Origin of the sequence: Pontibacter sp. E15-1, from assembly GCF_022601975.1 — a bacterium.
Taxonomy (GTDB): Bacteria; Bacteroidota; Bacteroidia; order Cytophagales; family Hymenobacteraceae; genus Pontibacter.
On sequence record NZ_JAKVIR010000009.1, the window covers coordinates 82,041 to 107,995 of the forward strand.

Genomic DNA, 25,955 nt, shown 5'->3' on the forward strand with positions numbered 1-25,955 from the left:
TTCGGGGCAAGGCGCTCCGGGGGCACTTTAACTATTTTTATACCTTAATAATGTCGAACATTATTGCCATTGTAGGTCGCCCGAACGTGGGCAAGTCTACCTTATTTAACCGCCTGATCGGTCATCGGAAGGCCATCATGGACAACGAAAGCGGCGTTACCCGCGACAGAAGCTACGGACACGGCGAGTGGACGGGCAAGTACTTTACCGTGATCGATACCGGAGGCTATGTACATGGCTCCGAGGACATCTTCGAGGAAGAGATTAACAAGCAGGTGGAGATAGCGCTCCGCGAGGCCGACGTGATCCTGTTTATGGTGGACGTGGACGCTGGCCTGACAGGGCTGGACGAGGAGTTCGCCAACGTGTTGCGCCGCTCCAAAAAGCCGATTTATATCGTGGCCAACAAGGCCGATACCACTGCCCGCGCCAACCAGATGGGCGAATTCTACTCGCTGGGTATAGGGGAAGAGATCTTCCCGGTATCCTCGCAGAACGGCTCCGGAACGGGCGAGTTGCTGGATGCTGTTGTGCAACATTTTGAGAACGAAGGCGTGGAAGACCCGGATGCGGGTATCCCGAAAATAGCCGTGTTGGGTCGCCCGAACGTGGGCAAGTCGTCTTTTGTGAACCTGCTGCTTGGCGAGGAACGCAACATTGTGACAGACCAGGCCGGCACCACCCGCGATGCCATCCATACCCGCTACAATGCTTTCGGCAAAGAGTTTATCATCGTGGACACGGCCGGTTTGCGCCGCAAGAGCAAAGTAAGCGAAGATATTGAGTTCTACTCGGTGATGCGCTCTGTGCGTGCCCTCGAGGACGCTGATGTTTGTATCGTGATGCTGGACGCCACCCGTGGCATCGAGTCGCAGGACGTGAACATTATCGCGCTCGCCGAGAAGAACCGCAAAGGCATCGTGATTCTGGTGAACAAGTGGGACCTGGTGGAGAAAGACACCCATACCACCAAGCAGTTTGAGGAGGCGATCCTGGACCGTATCGCCCCGATCAAGTACGTGCCGGTTGTTTTCACCTCGGTGGTAACGAAGCAGCGTATCCTGAAGGCGGTGGAGAAGGCGATGGACGTGTATGACATGAAGACGCGCAAAATCCCAACCTCCAAGCTCAACGACCTGCTGTTGCCGGACATCGACCGGTATCCGCCGCCGGCCATCAAAGGCAAGCTGGTGAAAATCAAGTACGTGACGCAGCTGCCGACGCACAACCCGACGTTTGCGTTCTTCTGTAACCTGCCGCAGTACATCAAAGAGTCGTACTTGCGTTACCTCGAAAACAGGCTGCGCGATCACTTCGGGTTCGAGGGCGTTCCGATCAACCTTGTTTTTAGGAAAAAATAAATTTCATTTTGGTTGAAGGCGCAGATATAGCAGTATATTTGCGCCTCCAATTATAAACACATAAATATTATGAAAAAGGTATACGGTTTACTTTTCGTTGCTGGTTTGTTCGCTTTCGCATCTTGCAGCAATGCAAACGAGACTGCCTCTGAGATTGAGACTACTGAAACTATGGAAGAAGCTCCAGCTATGGAAGAAGCTCCGGCTATGGAAGAAGCGGTTGACAGCACTGCGATGCCAGTTGACTCAGTTGAGGCTCCAACTGACGCAGCACATTAATCTCAGCCACGCTGAAATGCTCCTGGCTGAAACCAGGCTATCCGAAAGGCACCTCACACGGGTGCCTTTCGGTGTTTTTATATATTTTTTGCAAACTATATTTAAAAGACTGTCGTATTGTTCGGCATGCCATCCCTTTAAATAGGCGGTGGTATAAATCAGTGCTCTTTATGGAGGCTGGTGGAAAATGTGTTTCACATAAAACCTTAATATCATGAAAAAAGTAGCCTACGTATTTGCACTCGCGGGTGCATTCAGTTTTGCCTCTTGTGATTCTCCTGCCGAAGAAAGAGCGGAGGAGCGTGAGGAAAACCTAGAGGAAATGGAAGACCGCGCCGAAGAAAGAGCGGAAGACATGGATGATATGGACCACATGGACATGGACACTACCGCCGTTATAGAGTAATCGGGCAGACGTTAACTAAAATAACCATACCACATACATTTAAAACTAAGTAATCAGATTATGAGAAAGCCAATATACATGATGATGACAGCTGGCCTGTTATCTTTTGCCGCAACTTCTTGCGACTCCAAGACCGAAAACAAAGCTGAGGAAGTCGGCGAAGATATGGAGCATGGAGCTGAGCACGCAGGCGACGAAATAGAAGATGCCGCTGAAGAGGTAGAAGAGGAAGTAGAGCATTAGTAGAAGTTGGCTCGTAAAAACAGCAGCGGCTGCCCTTAAAAAAGGGCAGCCGCTGCTGTTTTTACGAGGCCTTTCTGTACGGTTACCATATATGCGGGCATCTGCTGCTGCTTTTGCCTGCAATGGCCGTATAAGGCATGAAAACCACGTTGCGTAACGCGCGCAGCGGTGGTATGGTCACGATAAAAGACAAGGCTATGAAAAAAACGATGTATATGCTGCTGGCTACAGGGCTATTGACATTTTCCGGATGCGCATCCACTGAAAAAACCGTGGAGGATACCGCCGAAGAGGTAGAGGATGAAGTGGAGGATGCTGCCGACGAGGTGGAGGATGAAGTAGATCGATAACACAATCAGAAGAGGGAGGCCAGCCACTGCAGGTTTCCCTCTTCTGATTTTCAGCTAGGCCCCAAGCCGCTTCTGAATCAGGCTGTTTACAAGGGCATACAAACGCTTTGGGGTAAGGGTACGCCACGGGATATCGTCCAGGTGGCCGCCAAAGTTGATGTAATAGTCCAGGCTATAGTTTTTCATCTCGCTTATTACAAATTCCTGGAAGCCCAGCGCGGCAATCCACCCGTCCTCAATATCCTCAAACCACTCCTCGTAATAGGCGTCGTCGGAGCCGTGGAAATTAAACACGTTCTCGCCAACGATGATATACCGGTAAATTCCCTCCTGCACGAGCGGGTCGATGATGTTGCGCTTCAGGTGCATGATGTCGTTGTGCAGCGCGTCGTTCCACTCCCCGATAAACTCAATGGTGGTAAAGCCCAGTTCATAGTCGGTATAAAGGATTTTGATGAAGAGCGTCTCCGAGTCGATATCGTCCCATTGCGGGTGTATGTAGTACCCATAGATGGTGTTGGTGTATTGGGTGAGGCTGTACTCGGCCCCATACAGCGGCGAGCGGGGGTCGTCAGAAGCCGAATAGTTGTCAAGCCAGTTATAAAATGGTTCGATGGTGTGCATAACAAGTCAATGGTGATGGAACGTGCCGTTTTGCTTCATTTACTGCAAAGGATGCCACAAAGTTGAGGATTCTACCGGTCTTTTGCCTCCTGATTATCGCGTTTTTTAGTCTTCTTGCAAGCTGCCGTGGTGGCCTGCGCCTCAAACTTATGCCTGCGTCGGAACTGTTTTGAGGGGAAGCATGGTATTGAAAGCAGAAATACTTTTCTTGTCCTCCGGGATAAACAGACTAAATTTGCTCATGCTCAACACTCCGATACATACGATGGCCTGCTCCGGGCGTGCCTTTACTTATAGCTGCCTGCTTGTGCCGGCCTTTTTGATTTTGTTTGCATTGGCCGCCCGGGCTGAAGGGCCGGACTATACCCTCGCCTATCACCCGGTTGTGCAGGAGGCGGAGGCAGGTATACTGGCCGGAGACTATGCCCAGGCGCTGGACACGTACCGCAAAGCCTTTGCGGCGGTGCCCCTGCCCTTTGCCAAAGACTACTACAATGCAGCCGTATGCGCCTGGAAGCTGAATGACACCAAACAGACTCTCGACTATCTGGAGCAGCTGGTGCTGAAGGGGGTGAGCTTGCCGTATCTGGAGCGGCAGCAAGTGTTCGACTCGCTTCGCACCACCCGGAAGTGGAAAAAGTTTGTCCGCAGGTACCCCAAGCGTCGGCGCAAGTTCGAAGAATCGCTGAACAAGGAACTGCGTGCCGACCTGGACGAACTGTATGCCCGCGACCAGTATTTCAGGGAGGCGGCGGGAGGGTGGCGCGTGCACGGCGACACGATCCGAAAGATAGAGGCTGCCAACGTAGCGCACCTACTGGCCTGGACTGAGCAGTATGGCTATCCGGGCGAAAACCTGATTGGCGTGGCAGACACCCTGGAGCAACTGCCCCGCTTCAGCATCGTGATTCAGCGCCAGACCAAAGCCCGGAAGGGGTATGATTTTACCGCTCTCCTGACCAAGGCAGTGCAGGAGGGGCGCATGGCTCCGCAGCCAGTCGCCTACCTGCTAGACCAACAGGCTGGCCGAAACATGTATGGCTCCAAGGCTTTTGTGAAGGTAAGCTGTAGCAAGTGCCCGGAAGACGAGCAACAACCGCGCTTTATGGTGGAGAAGATGAGCGACAGCGATGTAGACCGGATAAATGAAAACCGGAAAGCTTTGGGGCTGGAGCCACTGGAGGAGTATAAAAAGAAGGTGCTATTCGGTTTGCAACAGGAGGAGTTCAGGCTCGCCTACGACTGGTCGGTAAAACAGTATGTCGTGCCAAGCCGGGAAGCTGCAAACATACTCATGGAAGGCCTGACCTCGGCGGAGTAACCTACACAGAATAGATTATACATAAGGAAGCCGGACTTTCTTGGTCCGGCTTCCTTATATTTTGATGTATAGCGGTATAAAACAAGGTTGGCGTTAGGTGCCGCTGTTATTGCCAAATGCCTCCATGGCCGCACGCACACTGCCGAATTTCTTCAGCAAAGCCCCAGCCTCCGTGTTTGTGAGGTTAAGCTCTTCCATCAGCATGCGTATGCCCCTGTCTACCAGCTTGTGATTCGAGAGTTGCATGTCCACCATTTTGTTGCCTTTCACGCGGCCCAGGCGCACCATGGTGGCCGTTGTGAGCATGTTTAGCGCCAGCTTTTGGGCTGTGCCAGCCTTCATGCGGGTGCTGCCCGTCACAAACTCAGGCCCGGTAACCACTTCCACAGGATAGTCTGCCTCTGCAGCAACGGCACTGCCGGCATTGCAAACGACACAGCCAGTGGCGATGCCGTGCCTGCGGCAGGCCTGTAAGCCCCCGATCACGTAAGGCGTTCGGCCAGAGGCCGCAATGCCCACCACAATGTCGCTGTCCGAGATGTTGTGCGCCTGCAGGTCTTTCCATGCCTGGCTGGGGTCATCCTCGGCAAACTCCACGGCCTTGCGTATGGCGCTGTCGCCTCCGGCAATTATACCCACTACCATACCGTGCGGCACACCATACGTAGGCGGGCACTCCGAGGCATCCACCACACCCAGCCTGCCGCTGGTTCCCGCCCCGATATAAAATAGCCTGCCTCCCTTTTCCAGTCTCTCGGCAGTGGCCTTTACCAGCGCCTCCAACTGCGGGATAGCCTTCGCTACTGCCTGTGGCACGGTTTGGTCTTCTTTGTTGATGTTCTGCAACAGCTCCAGCACACTCATTTGCTCCAGGCTATTGTAATTAGAGGCTGACTCAGTGGTAGACAAAATAGTTTTTGGGTTATGCGTGATACAGTATGAATAGGGTATGAATAGGGAAGAAGGGCCTCGTGGAGAGGATATGGCACCCGACTGTGCCATACCCTTTCCACGAGGCCCGGTATACTAGTTCCCCTGGGTCTGTGCCAATAGCTCCTGGTGGTAGGCGATCAGGCCTTCGCTTGGGCTCGTGATCACGGTGCCGATGTGCGCGCCGTATTTTTTAGCCACCTGGTGCAGTGTTTCGGAGAAATGGAAGGCGATAGAGCCTACAAAGTTCACCGGCACCTCCGTAAAGCCTTTGTACTTGCATACGTGGCGCTCAAAAAACTCATCGAAGTTCTGGTATATCATCGCATGTATAACCGGGTCCTTGCGCTTGTCGCTCATGAACTTGGCGAAGGTCGCCAGGTAGGTGCTGGGCATATCGGAGTAATACACGGCATCCAGAATACCGTCTTTGGTCAGGTGATACCGGTTCTTCAGCGATGTTGCCAGTTCTTCCGGCAGCTCGCGGTACAGGTAAGCCCTGATCAGCATTTTGCCCAGGTAAGCCCCGCTGCCCTCGTCTCCCATCAGGAAACCGAGCGACGGCACGTTGTCCACAATGTTTTTGCCGTCATAAAGGCAGGAGTTGGAGCCAGTGCCCAGAATGCAGGCCACGCCCGGCTTGTGTCCGCAAAGTGCGCGCGCGGCGCCCAGCAGGTCGTGATCTACGTGTATTTCGCTGGCAGGGAAAGCCTTGGCCAGTGCCTGCTCCACGCGCAGGTTACGGTCTGGCGAGCTGCAGCCTGCCCCGTAGTAATAGATGATGGACGGGCTCTTTTCCTTTAGGTCAGGGAGAAGTTCGGCCTCTATGATGCTGGATATCTGAATGGACTCTAAGTACTGCGGGTTGATGCCCGCCGTGAATATCTGTTCATGTACGCCTGTGGCGTCCATCATGCGCCAGTCAGTTTTGGTTGAGCCGCTGTCAGCTATTAATATCATGCTCTTGTTATATTTTGATTAAATAATTTTCTGCTTCTAAGTTAACATTTTTTACGGACTGGCATCCCTTATGGCGCACCATTCCTGTAAACGGAGTTTTTAACGCGCCCTACGGCGTCAAACTTGTCGAAGACATGCTCCGTGTGCGGGGCCTCGCGCAACTCCTCCGTCAGGTCCTGGCCAGCCCAGTGCTCGTAGTGCTGCCCCTTGCGCCAAAGCCGCGATTTGCGCACATCATAGATCACACCTTTATATGCCACCCATATCTCATCTCGGTCCTGCCCGTTGCGGGAGGCCAGTTGCTGCAGGGTATATTCTGGTAAGTTGCTCAAAAGGTATCGGTTAGCGAGGTGTCGGTTAACGGGCCAAAGAACAGGCGCAGAGACGCAAATAAGCTCTTTGCGCGCCTGTGCATACTGCCTGTCCGGAATTCATAAGCCATAAATTTTTCATGCCTTACCCGATGCGTGCCTGTGTCAGAATCCAGCGGTTGGGCACCTCGCCCTCAATGGCCTTCAGGTAATCCTCGTAGCTGCAGGGCACAATGCGGCTGCCTTTTTCGCTGTTGAGCGGCTCCACCTCCAGCCACCATTTCTCCCCGCCTTTGCTCTTGTAAAAGGTCATGCGGTCCGGGCTGTCGCTGTTAAAGGCCACGGCGTATTTCGTGAACTGCCTGCCGCTGAAGTCCAGCTCTTTTTTGCGGTGGTAAAAGCCCTCCACAAAATACCAGATCATCGTCGCGATGGTCATGGCGCCGAGCTGGTGCTCGTCCAGCTCGGGGTCATACTCATAGATGCCCAGCGACGTCAGGTTGTCGTTGAGGCCGGCGTACCAGCAAAGCTGGCAGGCTTCCTCGCCCGTAAGGCCGAACGGGTTTGCCGGCTGGTAGCCAGGCGCATCCTGGTGGCGGATCGCCGAGACGTCAAACGTGAGCAGGTCGGCAATGCGCACCACGGGCTCCATCTCCTGCACGTTCTGGTGCACTTCGCCCACGCGGTATGCCTCGAAGTGCAGTTTTTCCATGGTGGCCATCACCTCGGGCTCCACCAGGTACGACTGGTAGGCAATCTGGCCCAGGCTGAAGAGGTAGTTGGGCTCGTGCATCAGGATCTGGCGCAGCTGCTTTTTGTTAGGCGTTGCGTCTGTGTCCTCGGTCATGTCTACGCTGCTGTCGATAGTCACCATGTTCACCACGCGCTCCAGGTGCTCATACCCCAGGTACTGGCCATACTCCAGGTCCTGCGACCCGCCGATGATCACGGGGATGGTGTTGTGCGAGATCAGCACCTCCACAATCTCCTTCAGGCGCAGGTACGTGTCGTCGAGCGTGATGCCGGGGCGCAGGTTGCCCAGGTCTACCAGGCGGCAGCGCCCGGCCCCCTTGGTCAGGCTGTACAGGCGCTGGCGCACAGCACGCGCCGCGGAGTTGGCCGCTGTTTGAGCCGGCGCATCCTCGTTGCGGCCCCTTACCTCGCTCACGCCCAGCAGGGCGATGTCGGCGCTCCGCCAATCCGGGAACTTGCTCACAAAGCGGCTGATGAAAAAGCCCATCGTGCGCGGCTTGTTCAGCGTGGCGTACACATCCTCGTTTAGCGGCTCAAAAAAGATTGACAGATTCATACGGTTTCGTCTGTAAAAATCAAAAATACTTAAATTTTAGATTTCTGTAGGGTGGCTGCCTTTCTATCCGGAAATTAAATTCAGAACGCCAAGTATAAGTTGGCGCAAATATTTCGGCTTTTGCCGTGCGGGATTTCAAAAAAAGAGTTAAAATGCATGTAGAATGCGCATAATGCAGGTGTCGGAACACAGTTCTAGGGCTAAACCCGGCATTTTTTCAGATATTCAGGCGGCACGCTAAAAAACCACAGCATGAACATTTCCCGAATCATAGACCTCTTACCCTATCAGCAGCAGCACTACCCGCAACCAGACTGCCTCGCTGCCAAAGTGAACGGCGTCTGGCAGAAATACAGCACCCAGGAGGTGCAGGAGTATGCCGACAAGATCAGCCTTGGCCTGCTGCGGCTGGGCATCGGCAAAAATGACAAGGTCGCCATCATATCGTTTAACCGCCCGGAGTGGGTGCTGGTCGACTTTGGGATTCAGCAGATCGGGGCCATCAGCGTGCCCATGTACCCGACAATCACGGCCGAGGACTACCGCTATATTTTCGCTGACGCGGAGGTGAAAGCCATCTTTGTGGCCGACAGCAACCTGTATAACAAAGTAAATGCCGCAACCGATGGTATAGAGGGCATTGTGGCCGTGTATACCTTCGACGAGATTGCGGGTGCCACGCACTGGAAGGAGGTGCTGGACCTGGGCAAAGGAAGCGATGTGGCGGAGTTGGAGCCCCTGCGTGCCGCCGTTACGCCCGAAGACATCCTGACCATTATTTATACCTCCGGCACCACGGGCAACCCAAAGGGCGTGATGCTAACGCACAGCAACCTGGTGAGCAATGTGCAGGGCACGGTGCCCTATGTGCCCGTCAACCAGGATCACCGGGCGCTGAGCTTCCTGCCGCTCTGCCATATTTTTGAGCGCATGCTGCTGTATTTATACATGCGGATGGGGGTGTCGATTTATTATGCCGAGAGCATTGAGCGCGTGGCCGATAACCTGAAGGAGGTAAAGCCCCACGTGTTCACCACGGTGCCCCGCCTGCTCGAAAAAATTTACGACAAGATTGTGGCCAAGGGCCTGGAGCTGACCGGTGTGAAGCGCCAGCTTTTTTTCTGGGCGTTGGAGCTTGGCCTGAAGTACGACACGCAGAAAGACCAGGGCTGGTGGTATAACCAGCAGCTGGCCCTGGCAAACAAGCTCATCTTCAGTAAGTGGCGCGAAGCGCTGGGCGGAAACGTGATCGCCATCGTGTCGGGTGGGGCCGCGCTGCAGCCGCGCCTGGCCCGTGTCTTCTGGTCGGCCCACATCCGCGTGATGGAGGGGTATGGCCTGACAGAGACCTCGCCGGTGATATCGGTGAACCGCGCGGAGCCGGAGAACAACATGATCGGGACGGTGGGTATGGCCGTGGACATGGTGGAGATAAAGATCGCGGAAGACGGCGAGATCCTGACGCGCGGCCCGCACGTGATGAAGGGCTACTACAAAAAGCCTGAGCTGACGGCGGAGGTCATCGACAAAGACAACTGGTTCCATACCGGCGACATCGGCGAGATGATCGAGGGCAAGTACCTCAAGATAACGGACCGAAAAAAGGAGATGTTCAAAACCTCCGGCGGCAAGTACGTGGCACCACAGCCCATCGAGAACAAGCTGAAAGAATCAGTGGTGATTGAGCAGGTGATGGTGGTGGGCGCAGGCGAGAAATACGCCGCCGCCCTGATCGTGCCCTCTTTTATGGGGCTGCAGGACTGGGCCCAGCACAAGGGCATCCCATACACCTCCGATGAGGAGATGATCAACAACCCGGACGTGATTGACAAGTTCAAGCGCGAGCTGGAGAAGGCGAACGAGGGTTTGGCGCAGTACGAGACAATCAAGAAGTTTAAGCTCATCCCGAACATGTGGACCGTGGAGACCGGAGAGCTCACGCCTACCCTGAAAGTGAAGCGCAAAGCCATCAGCACCAACTACAGGGACATAATCGAGAGCATGTACCGGTAAAAGACGACACGGATGCGGACCGCTAAAATCTCTTTGTATATAAAAACTGGCCTGGCAGCCAGCTGTATGGTCGTTCTTTTCTCTGTTGCGGCTGCCGCACAGGGCTTTGAGGGGAAAATCACCTATAAGGCCTCTTATAAAGGGAAATCAACCGCTGTGTCCGATAATGAGTTTGCCTTTATGATGGGCACCAGGCAAGTGTGCTTCTATAAGGAAGGGAACTACAAGTCGGTGATGAACGGTGCGCTGTTTCAATGGCAGCTGTATACAAGCAGCGACAACAGGTTCTACAACAAAATGGCGAACTCTGAGGCCGTGTACTGGACGGACGCCAGCGAGAACAGCGATGAGGTTTTGGCGGCCGTCGTCAACAAAGGGGTGGCTGAGATCTTGGGCTATCCCTGCGACGAGCTTGTCCTGACATGCAAATCCGGGCTGCAGAAGTATTATTTTAATGCAGGGTTCCCGTTAAACCCGGCCCTGTTTGAAGGGCATAAGTTAGGAAACTGGTTTGCATACCTCTCCAGGGCCAAGGCCATACCCCTGAAAACTGTCGTGGAGAGCGAGCAACTGGTCTACGAGATTGTGGCCGTGGACATAAAGCCCCTGCAGCTCGATCAGGAGTTGTTTACGGTTCCTGAAAACACGGACGTTGTGAAGAGTACTTTCTGATTTACACAGCACACAGTTGTCGCAGAAAAGCGCAGAAACCCCCGAAGCAGCAACAGCCACCTCTCCTTGCCAAGGTCTGAGCATCGCGGATATATCAGGCTGCTCACCAAAATTTTCCCAAATCCTATAGCCTACCGGCCAGAATCCCGTACAAAATTATGCATGCAGCTGAATAATTTTACGCAAAGTAGTATGCAAGCATAACATATTTTTAGTATATTTGGTAGACATCAATGTAAATGCATGAAGCCCGAAGAAACTGTAGACTATAACTTTAAAGTATGTTGGCATGCCATTTCGCGTATGTATAACAACGAGGCGGCCAAGGCAGACATCACCACGTCGGTCGGGTTTGTCCTCCTGAACATCAACCAGGAAACCGGGACGCCCGCCACCAAGATCGCCCCGTTGCTGGGCCTGGAGGCCCGCAGCCTTACCCGCATCCTGAAGAGCATGGAGGAGCAGGAGCTTATCTACAAAGAGTCTGACCCGTACGACAAGCGCCTGGTGCGCATCTTCCTGACGGAGAAAGGCCTACAGAAGAAGGAGTTTTCGCGGCAGGTGGTAAAGCAGTTTAACAAGCGCGTGCGCGAGGAGCTGCCCCAGCACGAACTGGATGTGTTCTTTAAAGTTTGCGTGCGCATACAGGGCATGATCGAGAATAAAGAGGTTTTTTAACCATAGACAACTAGAGATAATCTATGAAAAGGATAATCAAAAAAGTAGCAGTGCTGGGTTCGGGGGTAATGGGCTCCCGGATTGCCTGCCACTTCGCCAACATCGGGGTGCAGGTGCTGCTGCTCGACATCGTACCAAAAGAGCTGTTGCCGGCCGAGGAGAAAAAGGGGCTGACGCTGGAGAGCAAGGCCGTGCGCAACCGCAACGCCGACAGCCACCTGCAGGCAGCCATCAATGCCAACCCGTCTCCGCTGTACCGCAAGGCAGACGCGCGCCTGATCAAAACGGGCAACTTTGAGGACGACATGCCGGGCATTGCCACCGCCGACTGGACCATTGAGGTGGTGGTGGAGAACCTGAAGATAAAGAAACTGGTGTATGACCAGGTGGAGAAGCACCGCAAGCCGGGCACGCTCATCTCATCCAACACCTCGGGCATCCCGATTCATATGATGCTGGACGGCCGCTCCGAGGATTTCAGAAAGCATTTCTGCGGCACGCACTTCTTTAACCCGCCGCGTTACCTCAAACTCCTGGAAATCATCCCGACCCCGGAAACGGACAAAGAGGTGGTAGACTTCCTGATGCACTACGGCGATTTATACCTGGGCAAGACTACCGTGCTCGCCAAAGACACGCCTGCCTTTATCGCGAACCGCGTGGGTATCTACGGCATCATGCAGACGCTGGCCGCCATGGAGAAAACAGGCCTGACCATAGACGAGGTGGACCGAATCACGGGCCCAATCGTGGGACGTCCGAAGTCGGCCACGTTCCGCACGCTGGATGTTGTGGGCCTGGACACCACCGTGAACGTGGCCAATGGCTTGTACCAGGCAGGAGAGAGCGACGAGTCGCGCGACTTGTTCCAGATACCCGGCTATGTGCAGAAGATGGTGGAAAACAAGTGGCTCGGCGACAAGACCGGCCAGGGCTTTTACAAGAAAACCAAAGACGCCAAAGGCAAAACCGAAATCCTGACGCTGGACCTGAACACGATGGAGTACGGGCCGAAGCAGAAAGTGAAATTCCAGAGTCTGGAAGCCCTGAAGCCCATCGACGACCTGAAGAAGCGCATCAAGGTTTTCTCGCAACAGAAAGACAAGGCTGCCCAGTTCTTCAACGAGACCCTGTTTGGCCTGTTCCAGTACGTGTCCAACCGTATTCCGGAGATATCAGACGAGCTGTACCGCATCGACGATGCCCTTCGTGCCGGCTTTGGCTGGGAACTGGGTCCGTTCGAGTACTGGGATGCCATCGGTGCCCGCGAAGGCGTGCAGCGCATGGTAGAGAATGGGTATAAACCGGCCGCCTGGGTAGAGGAAATGCTGGAGAGCGGCAAAGAATCCTTCTATGTGGTAGAGAACGGCCAGCGCCGCTATTACGACATCCAGAGCAAGGAATACAAAGCCATACCGGGTGCCGAGAACTTCATTATACTCAATAACCTGCGCGGCGACAAAACAGTGTGGAAGAACACAGGGGCCACGCTGACCGATATCGGAGACGGTATCCTGAACGTGGAGTTCCATACCAAGATGAACACCATTGGCGGTGATGTGATCGCGGGCTTGAACAAAGGTATCGAGATTGCGGAGAAGGAGTTCCGGGGTATGGTTGTCGCCAACGACGGCGCCAACTTCTCGGCGGGTGCCAACATCGGCCTGGTATACATGTATGCCCTGGAGCAGGAGTATGATGAGATCAACTTCATGATCAAGCAGTTTCAGGACACGATGATGCGCATGCGCTACTCCGCCATACCGGTGGTGGGCGCGCCGCACGGCCTGTCATTGGGCGGTGGCTGCGAGCTGAACCTGCACTGCGACCACGTGCAGGCGGCAGCCGAGACCTATATGGGCCTGGTGGAGTTTGGCGTTGGCCTGATACCGGGCGGCGGCGGCACCAAAGAGCTGACCATGCGCGCGGCCGATATGTATGCCGACGGTGACATTGAGTACAACGACCTGAAAAACGTGTTCCTGACCATCGGTATGGCCAAGGTGTCTACCTCCGCGAAAGAGGCGATTGACCTGGGGTATATGCGCAAGAGCGACGGCATCACGATCAACAGCAACCGCCTGATAGCGGATGCGAAGGCGCAGGCCATTCTGCTGGCCGATGCCGGGTATACCAGGCCGGTGCAGCGCACCAACATCAAAGTGCAGGGCAAAGGTGCCCTGGGTATGTTCCTGACGGGTGCGAATGCTATGTATACCGGCCGCTACATCTCGGAGCACGATAAGAAAATCTCGGAAAAGCTGGCCTACGTGATGTGCGGTGGCGACTTGTCGGCCCCAACGGAGGTAAGCGAGCAGTACCTGCTCGACCTGGAGCGTGAGGCGTTCCTGTCGCTTACCGCAGAGCGCAAGACGCTGGAGCGCATCCAGAGCATCCTGACCACAGGCAAGCCACTGCGGAATTAAATATGATGAACATGAAGTAGCGGGCAAAAGGCCTGCTACTTCATGTTCACTTGTTCTTTGTCATCCAGAAAGGATCTTGGTGGAAAAAGAGGGCCCCTACCCCCGTGAGGTTAAGCCTTAGCTATGAAGAGCCACAACTACTTTGTTTATATCATTAGTAACCCAGGCAAAACAGTACTCTACGTTGGTGTTACAAATGATTTGGCAGTGAGGTCAGAGCAGCATAGAGAAAACCGTGGCAAACCAGAGACATTTGCCGGCCGCTACTATTGTTATAAACTGTTGTATTCTGAGCGTTATACCTATATACAGCATGCCATAGAGCGGGAGAAGGAGCTGAAGTTACTAAGCCGGGAACAGAAAATGGAGCTCATTAAAAGTGGAAATCCATACTTGCTCTTCCTGAAGGTTAATGACTAAATTATCCTTTATCTCCCAGCGACCAAGATCTTTACAAGATGACAAATAGTGATGGCACAAAGTATAAGTTTACTCTTGCCGTCATCTGTAAGTCACAAACTCAACCTTGTCATTCTGAAAAAAACATGGTGTGAGAGGTGTAGCGGGAATAATTGCAAAGAGCTTCTGCTAACTATAGGGCTTAACAAATGACAAAATTGAGTAGAAAGTATAGCTGATAGTATAAACTACAATTAAGCAATTAAAGAAATGAGCAATGCATATATCGTCGCCGGGTTTCGTAGCGCAGTGGGCAAAGCGCCCCGCGGGATGTTCCGGTTCACCAGACCCGATGACCTGGCAGCCGACGTCATCAAACAAGTATTGGCCACTGTGCCCGCCCTCGACCCTGCGCGCGTAGATGACCTGATTGTGGGCAATGCCGTGCCGGAGGCGGAACAAGGGCTGCAGATCGGGCGGATGATCTCGCTGCTGGCCTTGCCGATGTCGGTGAGTGGCATGACGGTGAACCGCTACTGTGGGTCCGGGTTAGAGACCATCGCCATTGCCGCCAACCGCATCCAGGCCGGTATGGCCGATTGCATCGTGGCAGGCGGCACCGAGTCGATGTCGATGGTGCCGACGGCTGGATGGAAAACCGCACCCAACTATAAGATCGCGAGCAAGCACCCGGACTGGTATCTGAGCATGGGCCTGACGGCCGAGGCTGTCGCGACGGATTACAAAGTTTCACGTGAAGACCAGGACGCGTTTGCCTTCAGGTCGCACCAGAAAGCGCTGAACGCGATTGAGAAAGGCTACTTCAAGGATCAGATTGTGCCTATCACGATAGAAGAGACCTACCTGGACGAACAGGGCAAGAAGAAAACCAGAACCTATGTAGCGGATACGGACGAAGGGCCGCGCGCCGACACCTCTATGGAGGCCCTGGCGAAGCTACGGCCTGTGTTTGCGGCCGGAGGCACCGTGACGGCCGGTAACTCTTCCCAAACGTCTGACGGAGCCGCTTTCGTTATCGTGATGAGCGAGCGCATGGTGAAGGAACTGAACCTGGAGCCAATCGCGCGGATGATCAGCTACGGCACGGGCGGTGTGGATCCGCGCATCATGGGTATGGGCCCCATCGCGGCGGTGCCGAAGGCGCTGAAGCAAGCGGGCATGACCCTGAACGATATCGACCTGATTGAGATGAATGAGGCTTTCGCGGCGCAGTCCATCGCCGTGATGCGCCACCTGGAGTTCGACCCGGACAAGCTGAACATCAACGGAGGCGCGATTGCATTAGGTCACCCGCTGGGTTGCTCCGGTGCCAAGCTCTCCGTGCAGCTTTTTAGCGACCTGCGCCGCACGGGCGGCAAGCACGGCATAGTGACGGCCTGCGTGGGCGGCGGACAGGGTGTAGCCGGTGTGTTTGAACTTTTAAAATAGACGCTGGACGTTAGATTTTAGACACAAGACTTTCGGATGCACAATTTTAAAGAATTGATTATTTGGAAAGAGGCCATGGAAGTAGCTAAAGTTGTTTATCAGGCCTCCGCCCAGTTTCCGGCAAATGAAAAATTTGGTTTTACTTCTCAAATAAACAGGTCTGCGGTATCCATACCCTCTAACATAGCTGAAGGGGCGGGAAGAGGTTCTAACAAAGAGTTTATACAGTTCCTGAATATTGCGTTAGGTTCTGCATTTGAGCTAGAAACACAGTTGTTATTAGCCAACTCGTTTGGGTTTATGAATGACTTAAAGCTTAAAGAACTGGTAGAGCGACTGCAAAAGATTCAGCGAATGATTGACGGCTTTAAGAAAAGATTAAAAAGTGTTGACTAAGCATAAGTCTGAAATCTTGTGTCTTATGTCTTGTGTCCAAAAAAGATAAACGAAAAAATGGAAAACGACAAAAATAAAACCGCTACTATCCAGGGAGGCGAGTTCCTCATTAAAGAGACTGACCCACAGGACGTGTTCATCCCTGCGGATTTCAACGAAGAGCAGCGCATGATGGCGCAGACGTGCCAGGACTTTGTGCGCGACGAGGTATGGCCCTTGCTCGACCGCCTCGACAACCACGAGGAAGGCCTGATGGAGAGCCTGATGAAGAAGGCCGGGGAACTCGGGCTGTTCGCGGTGTCGATACCGGAGCAGTACGGTGGCCTGAACATGGACTTTAACACCTCGCTGCTGGTAACAGAGTCGGTGGGCGGCGGCCATTCGTTTCCGGTTGCTTTTGCAGCGCATACGGGTATCGGTACGTTGCCTATCCTGTATTTCGGCACGGAGGAGCAGAAGAACAAATACATCCCGAAGCTGGTGAGCGGCGAGTGGATGTCGGCCTACTGCCTGACCGAGCCGGGCTCCGGCTCCGACGCGCTTGCGGCCAAAACGAAGGCCGTGCTGAATGAGGCGGGCACGCACTACATCCTCAACGGCCAGAAAATGTGGATCACCAACGCGGGCTTTGCCGATGTGTTTGTAGTATTCGCGCAGGTGGACGGCGATAAGTTCACGGGCTTTATCGTGGAGAAGGGCTACCCGGGGCTGAGCCTGGGCAACGAAGAGCACAAGATGGGTATAAAAGGCTCCTCCACGCGGCAGGTATTCTTTTCAGACTGTGAGGTGCCGAAAGAGAACGTGCTGGGAGAAATCGGCAAAGGCCACCTGATCGCGTTCAACATCCTGAACATCGGGCGCATCAAGCTGTGCGCAGCCACGCTGGGCGCCTCCAAAAAGGTGGCTGACCTGTCGGTGAAGTATGCCAACGAGCGCCATCAATTTAAGCTGCCCATTGCCAAGTTCGGAGCCATCAAACACAAGTTGGCTGAGCAGGCCATCCGGATTTATGCCGTGGAATCGGCGCAGTACCGCGCTGGTATGGATATTTTCCGCAAAGAGCAGGAACTGCTGGCAGCCGGGAAAGACGAGAACGAAGCGCTGCTGGGCGCCGCCCGTGAGTTTGCCGTGGAGTGCGCCATGCTGAAGGTAGAAGGCTCTGAGGTGCTGGACTTTGTGGTGGACGAGGGCGTGCAGATTTACGGGGGGTATGGCTTCTCGGCCGATTACCCCATGGACCGCTCCTACCGCGATTCCCGCATCAACCGCATTTTTGAGGGCACCAACGAGATCAACCGCATGCTCACCGTGGACATGATCCTGAAGAAAGCCATGAGCGGGGAACTTGACCTGATGGGCCCGGCACAGGCCGTGCAAGGAGAGCTGATGGCAATCCCTGACTTCGGCGCTGAAGAGGAGGGTTTGTTTGCCGCTGAGCACAAGGCAGTCCGGAACCTGAAGAAAGCCATACTGATGGTAGCCGGCACGGCGGTGCAGAAGTATATGAACTCGCTGGCCAAAGAGCAGGAAATCCTGATGAACATTGCGGATATGGCCATCAAAACCTATGTGGCAGAATCGACGCTGCTGCGCGTAGAGAAACTGGTAGCCCAGAAAGGCGAGGAAGCCGTGGCCAATCAGATCGACATTGTGCGCGTGGTGATGAACGATGCCGTGGACACAGCCTTTATCGCGGGCAAAGACGCCATCGCTGCCATGACGGAGGGAGATGAGCAGCGCCTGATGTTCATGGGCCTGAAGCGCTTCACCAAAAAAGACCTGTATAACACCAAAGAGGCCCGCCGGCGCATTGCCGCCGCCATGATCGAGGCCAATGAGTACGTGTACTAATTTCTGACTACTTATAGTTCTGAAAGGCTGCTTCCGCTGGGGGTAGCCTTTTTTTGTGGGCATCAGGTATTTTTCTGCGGCCATTGGTCCTGAATATTTGGCGAAGGGAGGCAAGTATGATTTCTCCCTTTGAGAGGAGCGTATACCCTCCGAGCCATGAACGTTACCTGCCTGATTCCTTTTTACAACGAAAGGGCGCGCATTGCGTCCGTTTTGCGGGTTGTCACCAAGATCAGGCAGCTAAGCCAGGTGCTTTGCGTGGATGATGGCTCCACAGACGGCACGGCGGCTTACCTGCGGCAGCACTGGCCACAGGTGCAGGTGGTGGGGCTGACACATAACCGGGGCAAGGCGGCTGCCATCGCGCATGCGCTGCCATTTGTGAAAAACGAGACGCTGCTGCTGATGGATGCGGACCTGCAAGGGCTTCGGAGCGATGAAGTAGAGGTCGCTATTGGGGCGCTGCACACGCTGCCAGCCATCGACATGATCATCCTGCGGCGCATCAACTCGCCCTGGTTCGTCCGGTGGTACCGCAGCGATGTGCTGCTGTCGGGGGAGCGCCTCCTCCGAAAATCAGATTTGGAGCAAGCGATGCTGCAGCCGGTGCAGCGCTACCAACTGGAGGTAGGGATAAACCGCTACATGCTGCGCCACAAAAAAGTAGTGTGCTGGATGCCGCTGTCGGCCCGGAACACTTACAAGGTAGACAAACTGGGTGTGCTGGATGGCTCCAGAAAAGAGTTCAGGATGTATGTCGAGATTGTGGCTTTTGTGGGGTTTGCGCACATGCTCCTGCAATTGGCATCCTTCACCAAGCCGCTATACCCCCGGCAGGTTCGGGCTGCTGCAAACCGCCGTCGGCTGGATATGCCAATGAGGAGGAGCCTATTTTAACTGAACCCGGATCAGCCGCAGGCCATCGGCCTTGCGGTGTGGCCGCACCACCGCCACCAGATCCTGCCCGCCGAGCCAGGTGGTAAAGTCTTTCACATAGGCCAGTTCCTTGTCGTTTGCCACGTTTATACCCAGGGCTTTTGGGGCAGCGGCAGCGCCTGTCCGGGTGTTAATCTGGCGGAGGTACAGGTCATTTTTCCCGTCAAGCTCTTCCTGCGTCAGCAGGTGCAGGGTGTTGCCATCCAGGTGGGCGCTGTACGAGATACCGGAGAAGGCGTCTTCGGCAGGGGCCTGCTGGTGCTTCATCAACACTGCGTTCCAGGCCGTGTTCATAAACTCGTCGTAGGCAAACAAGTGCAGTTCGTCCGCGAAGTAGGGGGCGTCCTTGCCGCCGCCGGTGTATTTTTTCTCGGCGATCACCACCAGCTTCTGCTCCGGGGTCAGCACAAGGTCCGTCAGGTAGATGTCTTCCAGCCGGGACGGCTTGCCGCCGCCGCGCTTGTCGAGGGTGTTTACCTTTGCCAGATACTCCGGCGTAAACATGATCTCCTCGGCGAACACCATGTCTTCCGCCCCGAAATCGAACTTCACGGCCTTCAGGCTGTAGTAGTTGCCCGACGCCTCGTCTGCCGTCAGCACCGCGCCATAAAGCTCGCCGTTGGGCATCAGCGCAAGCTTCGAGTCGATGATGTATACCTTCTGGCCATCGAAGGTGCCGCCCACCAGCACCGACATGACGCGGGCATCTTTGCTGCCCGGGGTATACTGCCGCGTGGTCAGGCGCTTCATGTTGTCTGATAGCAGGCTGATGAACTGCTCGCCGCTCGGGCTCACCTGCACATCCGCAGAGAGGATGGCAGGCACGTCCTGCAGGTTATACTGGGTGTCCTGGAGTTTCTGGAGCGTGCCGTCATACAGTGTTCCGCTGATATCCCTGATCTGGTGGCGACCATCGGTGTGGTAGCGATAGGCGAGGAGCCTGCCGCCATCCGCCGAGACGGCGACACTTGCCCGGCGGCTTTCGGCAGGGGCCTCCAGCAGCAGCGCGCTTTCCTGCATTTTGCCAGAGCCCAGGTTTATCCGCTGGCCATACAGTTGCTGCATGCCCTGGCCATTGTCCGGGCGGTGGGTTACGAGCAGCACGGCCTCCGGGCTTGCCGCAAAGGCCTCTATCGTTTCTGATTCTGTCAGCTTTATCTCAGCGGTCCACAGCTTTTTCAGGTCGGCGGTATACTTCTCCACGGCGTAGGCGTTGGGGGCACTGCGGCGCAGCGTCACAAAGGCATTGGGGCCAGCCAGGAGTGTTTTGTGCGGCACCCGCTGGCTATAGCGCTGCTGGCCCTGGTCGGGTATATAATCTATTGCAACGGAGGCCTTTGTTTTGGACTGGGCCTGCAACATGGCGGGCTGCCACAGGCACAACAACACGGCTGGTAGCAGCAGGCTTTTTTTCAGGGAAAGCAGAGGACGGGTTTTAGAAGTATACATCATGGGCAGCTACAGATGGCTGATGGAAGCTAAGACGAATGTTTCGCGTGGAACCGAAGTGGCGGCGCTGCATCCGGCAAGGTTGTAACGATGCCGTGCGCCAGAAAGATATAACGCCCCGCATATTCGTTGGCTATAAAAAAAAGGAGGTAACAAAAGCATAATCTGTCTATTCACATAATAAACGGAGCCCGTCGTAACTTGTGGAATCTTCTGTAGTAAACCCTACCATACCTAACGCTACTATGAAGTTTCTACTTAAAATTACCATTTTCCTGGCACTGATTCTGATTAGCAAATATGCGAAGGAAGATGCGAACACAACTTCATCGCCTATCGAAAACCGACCTGCCACCACTGTTTTTACCATCTATAAGCCAACCGGCGACGTAACCCACAGACAGGACGAAGGGATAGATGCACCCGAAGTGCAAACCATTTACTAATGCTTGCATCAGCGGCTGCCTGACTTGCCTGAAGCAACCGCTCCTTAGCCCACAGCCTATTGGTAGCCTGGGCCTTTATGGGTATGATTCCTGTTGGGCACAGTAGCCCCCCTGAATGGCTATGGCAGTGTTAACTGATGCGGCTCCAGTTGACGGCTTTCGTGCTAAGCGACTGAATGTGCTGCCGGATATTGAGGTTCTGGGGCTGGTCTAATAGAGGGTCCTCGCTGAGCACGCGTTGCGCCGCCGCCCGTGCCTCCTGCAAAATGGGGGCATCCTTGGCCAGGTCCGAGATCAGCAGGTCTAATACGCCGCTCTGCTGTGTGCCCATCAAATCGCCGGGGCCGCGCAGCTTCAGGTCGATGTCGGCAATCTCGAAGCCGTTGTTGGTGCGCACCATCGTTTCCAGCCTCGTTTTGCTATCTTTGCTGAGTTTATACCCCGTCATGAGCACGCAGTAGCTTTGCTCGGCGCCACGGCCCACGCGGCCGCGCAGCTGGTGCAGCTGCGACAGCCCAAACCGCTCGGCGCTCTCAATCACCATCACCGACGCGTTCGGCACATTCACGCCGACCTCTATCACCGTGGTGGCCACCATGATCTGCGTCTCGTGCCGCACAAAGCGTTGCATCTCGTAGTCTTTGTCCTGCGACTTCATCTTGCCATGCACCATGCTCACTTTATACTCCGGAAAGGCGCGCTTCACGCTCTCATACCCATCCATCAGGTCTTTGTAGTTCTCCATCTGCTCCGACTCCTCAATGAGGGGGTACACGATGTATACCTGCCGCCCAAGCTTGATCTCGTCGCGGATAAACTGGAACACGCGCAGGCGGTGCGAATCGAAGCGGTGCACCGTCACGATCTCTTTTCTACCGGCTGGCATCTCGTCAATCACTGACACGTCCAGGTCGCCATACAAGGTCATGGCCAGGGTGCGGGGGATGGGCGTCGCCGTCATGACGAGCACGTGCGGAATGATGCGCGGGTTTTTGCGCCAAAGCTTCGAGCGCTGTTCCACCCCGAAGCGGTGCTGCTCGTCCACGATGCACAGGCCCAGGTTCTGGAACTGCACCACGTCTTCCAACAGGGCATGCGTACCCACGATCATCTTCATGTCGCCGGACCGGAGCTGCTCGTGTAATACCTTTCGGTCTTTGGCTTTAGTGGACCCGGTGAGCTTGCCCAGGTTTATACCCAGGCTATCGGCGAATTTCTTCAGGCCCACATAATGCTGGTCGGCCAGGATCTCGGTGGGGGCCATTAGCACCGACTGCGCCCCGTTATCCGCTGCAATCAGCATTGTGATGAAGGCCACGATGGTCTTGCCGGAGCCCACGTCGCCCTGCAGCAGGCGGTTCATTTGCTTGCCCGCGTTCAGGTCTTTGTAAATCTCTTTCACCACGCGCTTCTGGGCGTTGGTCAGGTCGAAAGTCAGGTGGTTTTTGTAGAACTCGTTGAGTGTGGGCACCTGATTAAACACCTGGCCCTGCAGGTCGGCTTTGCGCACGAGCTTTTGCCGGAACAGGCGCAGCTGTATATAAAACAGCTCCTCGAACTTCAGCCGAAAAGTAGCCGCCTTATACTTCTCCCCCGACTCCGGGAAGTGGATGTGCAGCAGTGCGTTCCGCTTGTCCATCAGCTTGTAATAGTCGATCAGCTCCTCCGACAGCGACTCCTGCACATTGGGCAGGGCCACCTTTAGCAGGTTCTCCATCATCTTGCCGATCACCTTGCTGTCGATGCGGCAGGCCTTCAGCTTCTCGGTGGTATGGTATACCGGCTGCAGGAAGGACATGGTCTGCTTCTCCTCACTCAGTTCCTCCAACTCCGGGTGCGCCATGTTAAACCGGCCGTTGAAGGAGGTGGGCTTGCCGAACACAATGTAGTCGGTATGGTTCTTCAGCGTTTTCTGCATCCACTTCACGCCCTTAAACCATACCAGTTCAAGTTGGTCGCCATTCTCGTCAACCAGCGTGGCGGCAAGGCGCATTTTCCTCCCTTCGCCGATCACCTCTTTGCCCCGGATGCGGCCGCGCACCTGCACGTATGGCATGCTCTCGTCGAGCTCCGCAATCTTGTAGAACTGGGTGCGGTCGAGGTAGCGGAAAGGGTAATGCTGGATGAGGTCGCCGTAGGTGAAGATCTGCAGCTCTTTCTGCAGCAGCTCCGCCCGCATCGGCCCCACGCCCTTCAGGAACTCTATTTTGGTATGGAAGAAGTTGCTCACGCGTTGGCTTGCTTTCAGGGTTTAGGTATGGCCGGTATAAAAACAAAAATAAGCAAAAGCCCCGACAGGTGTAAATCCTGACGGGGCTTTCTATGATGTAGAGTTGTTCGTAAAAACAACAAACCTCACAGTGTCCGAAGGTCCTGTGAGTGTTTTGCCAGCTACGGGGCCACGGCTTCATCAGCTACAGGGGCACCAGACACTCACAGGTTTTGCAAACACTGTGAGGTCTTATATACTGCGTCTCATAAAATCTTTTGGCCTTACTGTGGGGGATGAGTGGTATGTTTTATCATGCTAACTGTAGCAATTGTATTAGATTTTGATTTAGCTGCAGTAGCTCAACGTCAGCAAGGCTGCCCAGCTTACCAAGCGCTAAGGTCCTCTCAACTGTAGCAATTTTACTTATCCTGATTAAAGAGGGTTTTTTTAAGCCATTTTCACCGGAAGGTGTAAGAGGCACGTCATATTTCTCTTGCCATCTGATTTGAGAAGTTATAAAAGCCACTGTAATGTCTCTCTCGGATGCAATCAGAACTGCGGCGGGTCTGTTTTTTTGACCAGTTAGGTCAGTAAAAGGAAACGGAATAAGTACGATATCTCCTTTTTTCACTGATACTTTTCTTTTAAGTCATCTTCAGAATACAAATCTTCATCCTCTTCTAGAAAGTTGAAAACCTGAGACTCTGAGGCCAAATGTTGTATTCCTTCCGTTAGCATGCTGTCTTCTACTTTGCTCAGCAGAAATTCAGTGAAGTCAGAAACTTCCTTCAACTTCTGCTCCGGCAGCTTCGAAAGGTTTTCCAATGTCTTCTGTATAAGCAGTTGCCGCGTCATAAATTTGGTTTTATCATATTAAACGTAGTTTAACGGATACGGATTAGAGCATCGGCTACAGGGCACCAGACACTCACAGGTTTTGTAAACGCTGTGAGGTCTTCGGGATACTTACTTCTTTTCTTGCCACTTCAGTGTGTTCAGCAGATGCACGATGTCCTTTTTCACGAACTCGATCACGGGGGCCAGCGAGTCGTTTTGGGTGGCAGTCCGGAAGTAGAGGGCGCCGCGCAGAAAATGCTGCGTCGAGTCGGTCACGTAAAACTGAAACTGGCTGGGCACTTCACCCTCCAACTCAAAAACGGCGGCCACATCGCCGGCAGGCGTCTTTATCTGCGACTCCTCGATGGCGTATGCCTTTATCTGGTGCTTTGCCGTAAGCTTGCGCGCGTCTTCCACCAGATCGTTCAGCATCTTCTGGCTGTTGTTGATGTCCTTGTAGGTGAGCTGCACATTGGCTCCGAGGCTGGGGTAGATGATGTTGATCCAGTGCGGCTGCGCGATGCCGGAGGAGTCGGGGCGCACTTTGGCGTACTGTGAGAACTCGAAGGTATAGGGGTGGCTGTCCTGTAGGGGCTGGTAGGCAGCTTCTGGCAGGTCGATGCGGTTATACCCTTTTGGCTTAGGCGTATACTCCGACTCACAGGCCACCATGGCGGTTGCCAGGCAGAAGCCTAAAAATAGCTGAAGTTTATTAACTGACCTTCTGGAAGTGCTCTTTTTTATTTGCGACATTTATCTTAACTCTTTTCACACGCTTAAAGTCCGCCGACTCCACTGTAAAGTGGAACCTGCCGTATGCAACCTCCTCGCCCACGCGCGGAATGCGGGAGAACATAGCCAACAGCAGCCCGGCAACCGTTTCGTTCTCGCCTTTCACCTCATTGAAGGTATCAAAAGGCGCCTCCACTACTTTGCAGAAGTCGTGGAGCGAGGTCTTGCCGTCAAATATAAACGTATTTTCGTCGAGTTGGGAATAGATGATGTCATCGTCGTCGTCATACTCATCATTTATCTCGCCCACAATCTCCTCCACAATGTCCTCGAGGGTTAGCAAGCCGGACGCGGCCCCAAACTCGTTGACCACGATGGCCATGTGCACATGCTTTTCCTTAAAATCCTTGAACAACTCGGGGATGCGCCTGGTCTCCTGCACGAAGAAAGGAGAGCGCACCAAACGCTGCCAGTTAAAGTCCGCGCCTTCGTGCAGGTGCGGGAGCAGGTCTTTGATGTATAAGATGCCCTCAATCTTGTCGGTGCCGGAGGTATAAACCGGTACCCGGGAGAAGCCCCACTGCACGATCAGGGGCAGCAGTTCCGGTAGGGTCATGGTAGTGCTGAAGGCGTTTATGTCCATGCGCGGGCGCATGATCTGCTTTACGGTAATAGAGCCGAAGTTTACCACCCCGCGCAGGATGCGGCGTTCCTCCGGCGATGTCTCGTCGTTGGTTAGGGCCACGTCGAGGCTGTGGTGCAGGTCCTCGATGGTATGGTTGTAGCCTTTCATGCGGTAGTTTTTCTCGATATGGTCGCTGATGGACATCAGGAACCAGGAGAGCGGACTAAGCGGGGCCTCCAGGCGGTCCAGCACGGCAGCGGTGCGGCTCGTGATTTGCAAGCGCCTTTTCTGCACGTATACCTTTGGCAGCACCTCGCCGCAAAAGACAATGAAAAAAGTGGCAAACAGCATACAGGCCGCCGTCACGCCCGCGGGCAAGGCCATGGTGCCAAACACCTGCCAGGCCACGTACGCAAACAGCGTGATGATGCTCACGTTGATGCCGTTGTTGAGAATAAGGATGGTGGTGAGGAGCTTGCGCGGGTTTTGCAGCAGCTGGTACACGCGTTGTTCAGCCGGCAATTTGCTGTTCTGGCACTGCGCCAGTTCCCGCTCCGATAGAGAGAAAAAAGCTGCCTCCGCCCCCGAAGTGAGGGCAGAGAGCAGCAAGAGGATAAAGCCGGCCAAAATGGCGGCCAAGTATTCAAACCTGAGTTGGGTAAGCGAACTTTCCAGGATCTGGAGCAAACCGTAACTCAAGGGGTCTCCGGAATCTATACTTTCCAAAATTGGTGCATTAG

Annotated in this window: 27 protein-coding genes; 16 read left to right on the forward strand and 11 right to left on the reverse strand. The window is 54.4% G+C overall.

Annotated features, from left to right (window positions below; genetic code table 11):
* Window positions 1–50: 50 nt before the first annotated feature.
* The 5 genes from der (at window position 51) to MKJ04_RS07920 (ending at window position 2,639) form a co-directional block, all read left to right on the forward strand.
* Window positions 51–1,361 (forward strand): ribosome biogenesis GTPase Der, encoded by a 1,311-nt coding sequence (gene der / locus MKJ04_RS07900; RefSeq protein ID WP_241641049.1) that lies wholly within the window; start codon window positions 51–53, stop codon window positions 1,359–1,361.
* Window positions 1,362–1,430: 69 nt separating this feature from the next.
* Window positions 1,431–1,640 carry a hypothetical protein gene (locus tag MKJ04_RS07905; RefSeq protein ID WP_241641050.1) on the forward strand — a complete coding sequence of 70 codons (210 nt, stop codon included), beginning with the start codon at window positions 1,431–1,433 and terminating at the stop codon, window positions 1,638–1,640.
* A 214-nt stretch (window positions 1,641–1,854) separates the two neighbouring features.
* Complete coding sequence (locus MKJ04_RS07910) at window positions 1,855–2,046, forward strand: hypothetical protein (RefSeq protein WP_241641051.1); 192 nt, start codon at window positions 1,855–1,857, stop codon at window positions 2,044–2,046.
* Between the two features lie 60 nt (window positions 2,047–2,106).
* On the forward strand, window positions 2,107–2,289 hold the full coding sequence (locus tag MKJ04_RS07915; RefSeq protein WP_241641052.1) for a hypothetical protein: 183 nt from the start codon (window positions 2,107–2,109) through the stop codon (window positions 2,287–2,289).
* Window positions 2,290–2,486: 197 nt separating this feature from the next.
* Window positions 2,487–2,639 (forward strand): hypothetical protein, encoded by a 153-nt coding sequence (locus tag MKJ04_RS07920; protein ID WP_241641053.1) that lies wholly within the window; start codon window positions 2,487–2,489, stop codon window positions 2,637–2,639.
* 54 nt (window positions 2,640–2,693) lie between these two features.
* Here MKJ04_RS07920 and MKJ04_RS07925 read toward each other — a convergent pair whose 3' ends face one another.
* The gene (locus MKJ04_RS07925) at window positions 2,694–3,263 is read right to left on the reverse strand and encodes a hypothetical protein (RefSeq protein ID WP_241641054.1); all 570 of its coding nucleotides are present in this window, start codon (window positions 3,261–3,263) and stop codon (window positions 2,694–2,696) included.
* Between the two features lie 241 nt (window positions 3,264–3,504).
* Between MKJ04_RS07925 and MKJ04_RS07930 the strand changes: the two genes are divergently transcribed.
* A complete protein-coding gene (locus MKJ04_RS07930; protein ID WP_241641055.1) occupies window positions 3,505–4,584 on the forward strand; it encodes a hypothetical protein in 1,080 nt (359 codons plus the stop codon).
* A gap of 93 nt (window positions 4,585–4,677) precedes the next feature.
* Here MKJ04_RS07930 and murQ read toward each other — a convergent pair whose 3' ends face one another.
* From murQ to MKJ04_RS07950, 4 genes are all read right to left on the reverse strand, one after another.
* Window positions 4,678–5,493 carry an N-acetylmuramic acid 6-phosphate etherase gene (gene murQ / locus MKJ04_RS07935; protein ID WP_410896813.1) on the reverse strand — a complete coding sequence of 272 codons (816 nt, stop codon included), beginning with the start codon at window positions 5,491–5,493 and terminating at the stop codon, window positions 4,678–4,680.
* Between the two features lie 117 nt (window positions 5,494–5,610).
* Window positions 5,611–6,474, reverse strand: coding sequence for a hypothetical protein (locus MKJ04_RS07940; RefSeq protein WP_241641056.1), 864 nt, complete (start codon window positions 6,472–6,474; stop codon window positions 5,611–5,613).
* Between the two features lie 68 nt (window positions 6,475–6,542).
* Entirely contained in the window at window positions 6,543–6,806 is a 264-nt protein-coding gene (locus tag MKJ04_RS07945; RefSeq protein WP_241641057.1) for a cytochrome b5 domain-containing protein, read from the reverse strand.
* A gap of 124 nt (window positions 6,807–6,930) precedes the next feature.
* Window positions 6,931–8,094: a formimidoylglutamase gene (locus MKJ04_RS07950; protein ID WP_241641058.1), complete on the reverse strand. Its 1,164-nt coding sequence runs from the start codon at window positions 8,092–8,094 to the stop codon at window positions 6,931–6,933.
* A 252-nt stretch (window positions 8,095–8,346) separates the two neighbouring features.
* On the opposite strand from MKJ04_RS07950, the gene MKJ04_RS07955 reads away from it, so the two are divergent.
* From MKJ04_RS07955 to MKJ04_RS07995, 9 genes are all read left to right on the forward strand, one after another.
* Window positions 8,347–10,107, forward strand: a complete 1,761-nt coding sequence (locus MKJ04_RS07955; protein WP_241641059.1) for an AMP-dependent synthetase/ligase — start codon at window positions 8,347–8,349, stop codon at window positions 10,105–10,107.
* Window positions 10,108–10,119: 12 nt separating this feature from the next.
* Window positions 10,120–10,779, forward strand: a complete 660-nt coding sequence (locus tag MKJ04_RS07960) for a hypothetical protein (RefSeq protein WP_241641060.1) — start codon at window positions 10,120–10,122, stop codon at window positions 10,777–10,779.
* A 243-nt stretch (window positions 10,780–11,022) separates the two neighbouring features.
* Window positions 11,023–11,457 carry a MarR family winged helix-turn-helix transcriptional regulator gene (locus MKJ04_RS07965; protein WP_241641061.1) on the forward strand — a complete coding sequence of 145 codons (435 nt, stop codon included), beginning with the start codon at window positions 11,023–11,025 and terminating at the stop codon, window positions 11,455–11,457.
* A gap of 23 nt (window positions 11,458–11,480) precedes the next feature.
* Complete coding sequence (locus MKJ04_RS07970; RefSeq protein WP_241641062.1) at window positions 11,481–13,883, forward strand: 3-hydroxyacyl-CoA dehydrogenase/enoyl-CoA hydratase family protein; 2,403 nt, start codon at window positions 11,481–11,483, stop codon at window positions 13,881–13,883.
* 123 nt (window positions 13,884–14,006) lie between these two features.
* Entirely contained in the window at window positions 14,007–14,303 is a 297-nt protein-coding gene (locus tag MKJ04_RS07975; protein WP_241641063.1) for a GIY-YIG nuclease family protein, read from the forward strand.
* 249 nt (window positions 14,304–14,552) lie between these two features.
* Entirely contained in the window at window positions 14,553–15,731 is a 1,179-nt protein-coding gene (locus MKJ04_RS07980; RefSeq protein ID WP_241641064.1) for an acetyl-CoA C-acyltransferase, read from the forward strand.
* 36 nt (window positions 15,732–15,767) lie between these two features.
* Window positions 15,768–16,127 carry a four helix bundle protein gene (locus MKJ04_RS07985; RefSeq protein ID WP_241641065.1) on the forward strand — a complete coding sequence of 120 codons (360 nt, stop codon included), beginning with the start codon at window positions 15,768–15,770 and terminating at the stop codon, window positions 16,125–16,127.
* A 57-nt stretch (window positions 16,128–16,184) separates the two neighbouring features.
* Window positions 16,185–17,978 carry an acyl-CoA dehydrogenase family protein gene (locus tag MKJ04_RS07990; RefSeq protein WP_241641066.1) on the forward strand — a complete coding sequence of 598 codons (1,794 nt, stop codon included), beginning with the start codon at window positions 16,185–16,187 and terminating at the stop codon, window positions 17,976–17,978.
* 156 nt (window positions 17,979–18,134) lie between these two features.
* Window positions 18,135–18,875: a glycosyltransferase family 2 protein gene (locus tag MKJ04_RS07995; protein ID WP_241641067.1), complete on the forward strand. Its 741-nt coding sequence runs from the start codon at window positions 18,135–18,137 to the stop codon at window positions 18,873–18,875.
* Here the strand turns inward: MKJ04_RS07995 and MKJ04_RS08000 are convergent.
* A complete protein-coding gene (locus tag MKJ04_RS08000; RefSeq protein WP_241641068.1) occupies window positions 18,867–20,366 on the reverse strand; it encodes a hypothetical protein in 1,500 nt (499 codons plus the stop codon). The two genes, MKJ04_RS07995 and MKJ04_RS08000, sit on opposite strands and share 9 nt — an antisense overlap.
* A gap of 242 nt (window positions 20,367–20,608) precedes the next feature.
* On the opposite strand from MKJ04_RS08000, the gene MKJ04_RS08005 reads away from it, so the two are divergent.
* Window positions 20,609–20,809, forward strand: coding sequence for a hypothetical protein (locus tag MKJ04_RS08005; RefSeq protein WP_241641069.1), 201 nt, complete (start codon window positions 20,609–20,611; stop codon window positions 20,807–20,809).
* 130 nt (window positions 20,810–20,939) lie between these two features.
* Here the strand turns inward: MKJ04_RS08005 and recG are convergent, their stop codons facing one another.
* The 5 genes from recG to gldE all read right to left on the reverse strand — a co-directional run bounded on the left by recG (window position 20,940) and on the right by gldE (window position 25,941).
* Complete coding sequence (gene recG / locus MKJ04_RS08010) at window positions 20,940–23,039, reverse strand: ATP-dependent DNA helicase RecG (protein ID WP_241641070.1); 2,100 nt, start codon at window positions 23,037–23,039, stop codon at window positions 20,940–20,942.
* A gap of 292 nt (window positions 23,040–23,331) precedes the next feature.
* On the reverse strand, window positions 23,332–23,652 hold the full coding sequence (locus tag MKJ04_RS08015; protein WP_241641071.1) for a type II toxin-antitoxin system PemK/MazF family toxin: 321 nt from the start codon (window positions 23,650–23,652) through the stop codon (window positions 23,332–23,334).
* Window positions 23,649–23,876: a hypothetical protein gene (locus MKJ04_RS08020; RefSeq protein WP_241641072.1), complete on the reverse strand. Its 228-nt coding sequence runs from the start codon at window positions 23,874–23,876 to the stop codon at window positions 23,649–23,651. The genes MKJ04_RS08015 and MKJ04_RS08020 overlap by 4 nt, the downstream gene beginning before the upstream one ends.
* Window positions 23,877–23,987: 111 nt before the next feature.
* On the reverse strand, window positions 23,988–24,611 hold the full coding sequence (gene gldD, locus MKJ04_RS08025; RefSeq protein WP_410896814.1) for a gliding motility lipoprotein GldD: 624 nt from the start codon (window positions 24,609–24,611) through the stop codon (window positions 23,988–23,990).
* Window positions 24,571–25,941 carry a gliding motility-associated protein GldE gene (gene gldE / locus MKJ04_RS08030; protein ID WP_241641073.1) on the reverse strand — a complete coding sequence of 457 codons (1,371 nt, stop codon included), beginning with the start codon at window positions 25,939–25,941 and terminating at the stop codon, window positions 24,571–24,573. The genes gldD and gldE overlap by 41 nt, the downstream gene beginning before the upstream one ends.
* Window positions 25,942–25,955: the final 14 nt, after the last annotated feature.

Coding starts and splice junctions, on each gene's coding strand:
- MKJ04_RS07975 (WP_241641063.1), top strand. CDS start 14,007: ATGAAGAGCCACAACTACTTTGTTTATATCATTAGTAACCCAGGCAAA.
- MKJ04_RS07950 (WP_241641058.1), bottom strand. CDS start 8,094: ATGAATCTGTCAATCTTTTTTGAGCCGCTAAACGAGGATGTGTACGCC.
- MKJ04_RS07930 (WP_241641055.1), top strand. CDS start 3,505: ATGCTCAACACTCCGATACATACGATGGCCTGCTCCGGGCGTGCCTTT.
- MKJ04_RS07920 (WP_241641053.1), top strand. CDS start 2,487: ATGAAAAAAACGATGTATATGCTGCTGGCTACAGGGCTATTGACATTT.
- der (WP_241641049.1), top strand. CDS start 51: ATGTCGAACATTATTGCCATTGTAGGTCGCCCGAACGTGGGCAAGTCT.
- MKJ04_RS07915 (WP_241641052.1), top strand. CDS start 2,107: ATGAGAAAGCCAATATACATGATGATGACAGCTGGCCTGTTATCTTTT.
- MKJ04_RS07985 (WP_241641065.1), top strand. CDS start 15,768: ATGCACAATTTTAAAGAATTGATTATTTGGAAAGAGGCCATGGAAGTA.
- MKJ04_RS07980 (WP_241641064.1), top strand. CDS start 14,553: ATGAGCAATGCATATATCGTCGCCGGGTTTCGTAGCGCAGTGGGCAAA.
- MKJ04_RS07940 (WP_241641056.1), bottom strand. CDS start 6,474: ATGATATTAATAGCTGACAGCGGCTCAACCAAAACTGACTGGCGCATG.
- MKJ04_RS07955 (WP_241641059.1), top strand. CDS start 8,347: ATGAACATTTCCCGAATCATAGACCTCTTACCCTATCAGCAGCAGCAC.
- MKJ04_RS07965 (WP_241641061.1), top strand. CDS start 11,023: ATGAAGCCCGAAGAAACTGTAGACTATAACTTTAAAGTATGTTGGCAT.
- MKJ04_RS07995 (WP_241641067.1), top strand. CDS start 18,135: ATGAACGTTACCTGCCTGATTCCTTTTTACAACGAAAGGGCGCGCATT.
- MKJ04_RS07990 (WP_241641066.1), top strand. CDS start 16,185: ATGGAAAACGACAAAAATAAAACCGCTACTATCCAGGGAGGCGAGTTC.
- MKJ04_RS07905 (WP_241641050.1), top strand. CDS start 1,431: ATGAAAAAGGTATACGGTTTACTTTTCGTTGCTGGTTTGTTCGCTTTC.
- MKJ04_RS07925 (WP_241641054.1), bottom strand. CDS start 3,263: ATGCACACCATCGAACCATTTTATAACTGGCTTGACAACTATTCGGCT.
- MKJ04_RS08005 (WP_241641069.1), top strand. CDS start 20,609: ATGAAGTTTCTACTTAAAATTACCATTTTCCTGGCACTGATTCTGATT.
- MKJ04_RS08000 (WP_241641068.1), bottom strand. CDS start 20,366: ATGATGTATACTTCTAAAACCCGTCCTCTGCTTTCCCTGAAAAAAAGC.
- MKJ04_RS07960 (WP_241641060.1), top strand. CDS start 10,120: ATGCGGACCGCTAAAATCTCTTTGTATATAAAAACTGGCCTGGCAGCC.
- MKJ04_RS08020 (WP_241641072.1), bottom strand. CDS start 23,876: ATGACGCGGCAACTGCTTATACAGAAGACATTGGAAAACCTTTCGAAG.
- MKJ04_RS07970 (WP_241641062.1), top strand. CDS start 11,481: ATGAAAAGGATAATCAAAAAAGTAGCAGTGCTGGGTTCGGGGGTAATG.
- MKJ04_RS07910 (WP_241641051.1), top strand. CDS start 1,855: ATGAAAAAAGTAGCCTACGTATTTGCACTCGCGGGTGCATTCAGTTTT.
- gldD (WP_410896814.1), bottom strand. CDS start 24,611: ATGTCGCAAATAAAAAAGAGCACTTCCAGAAGGTCAGTTAATAAACTT.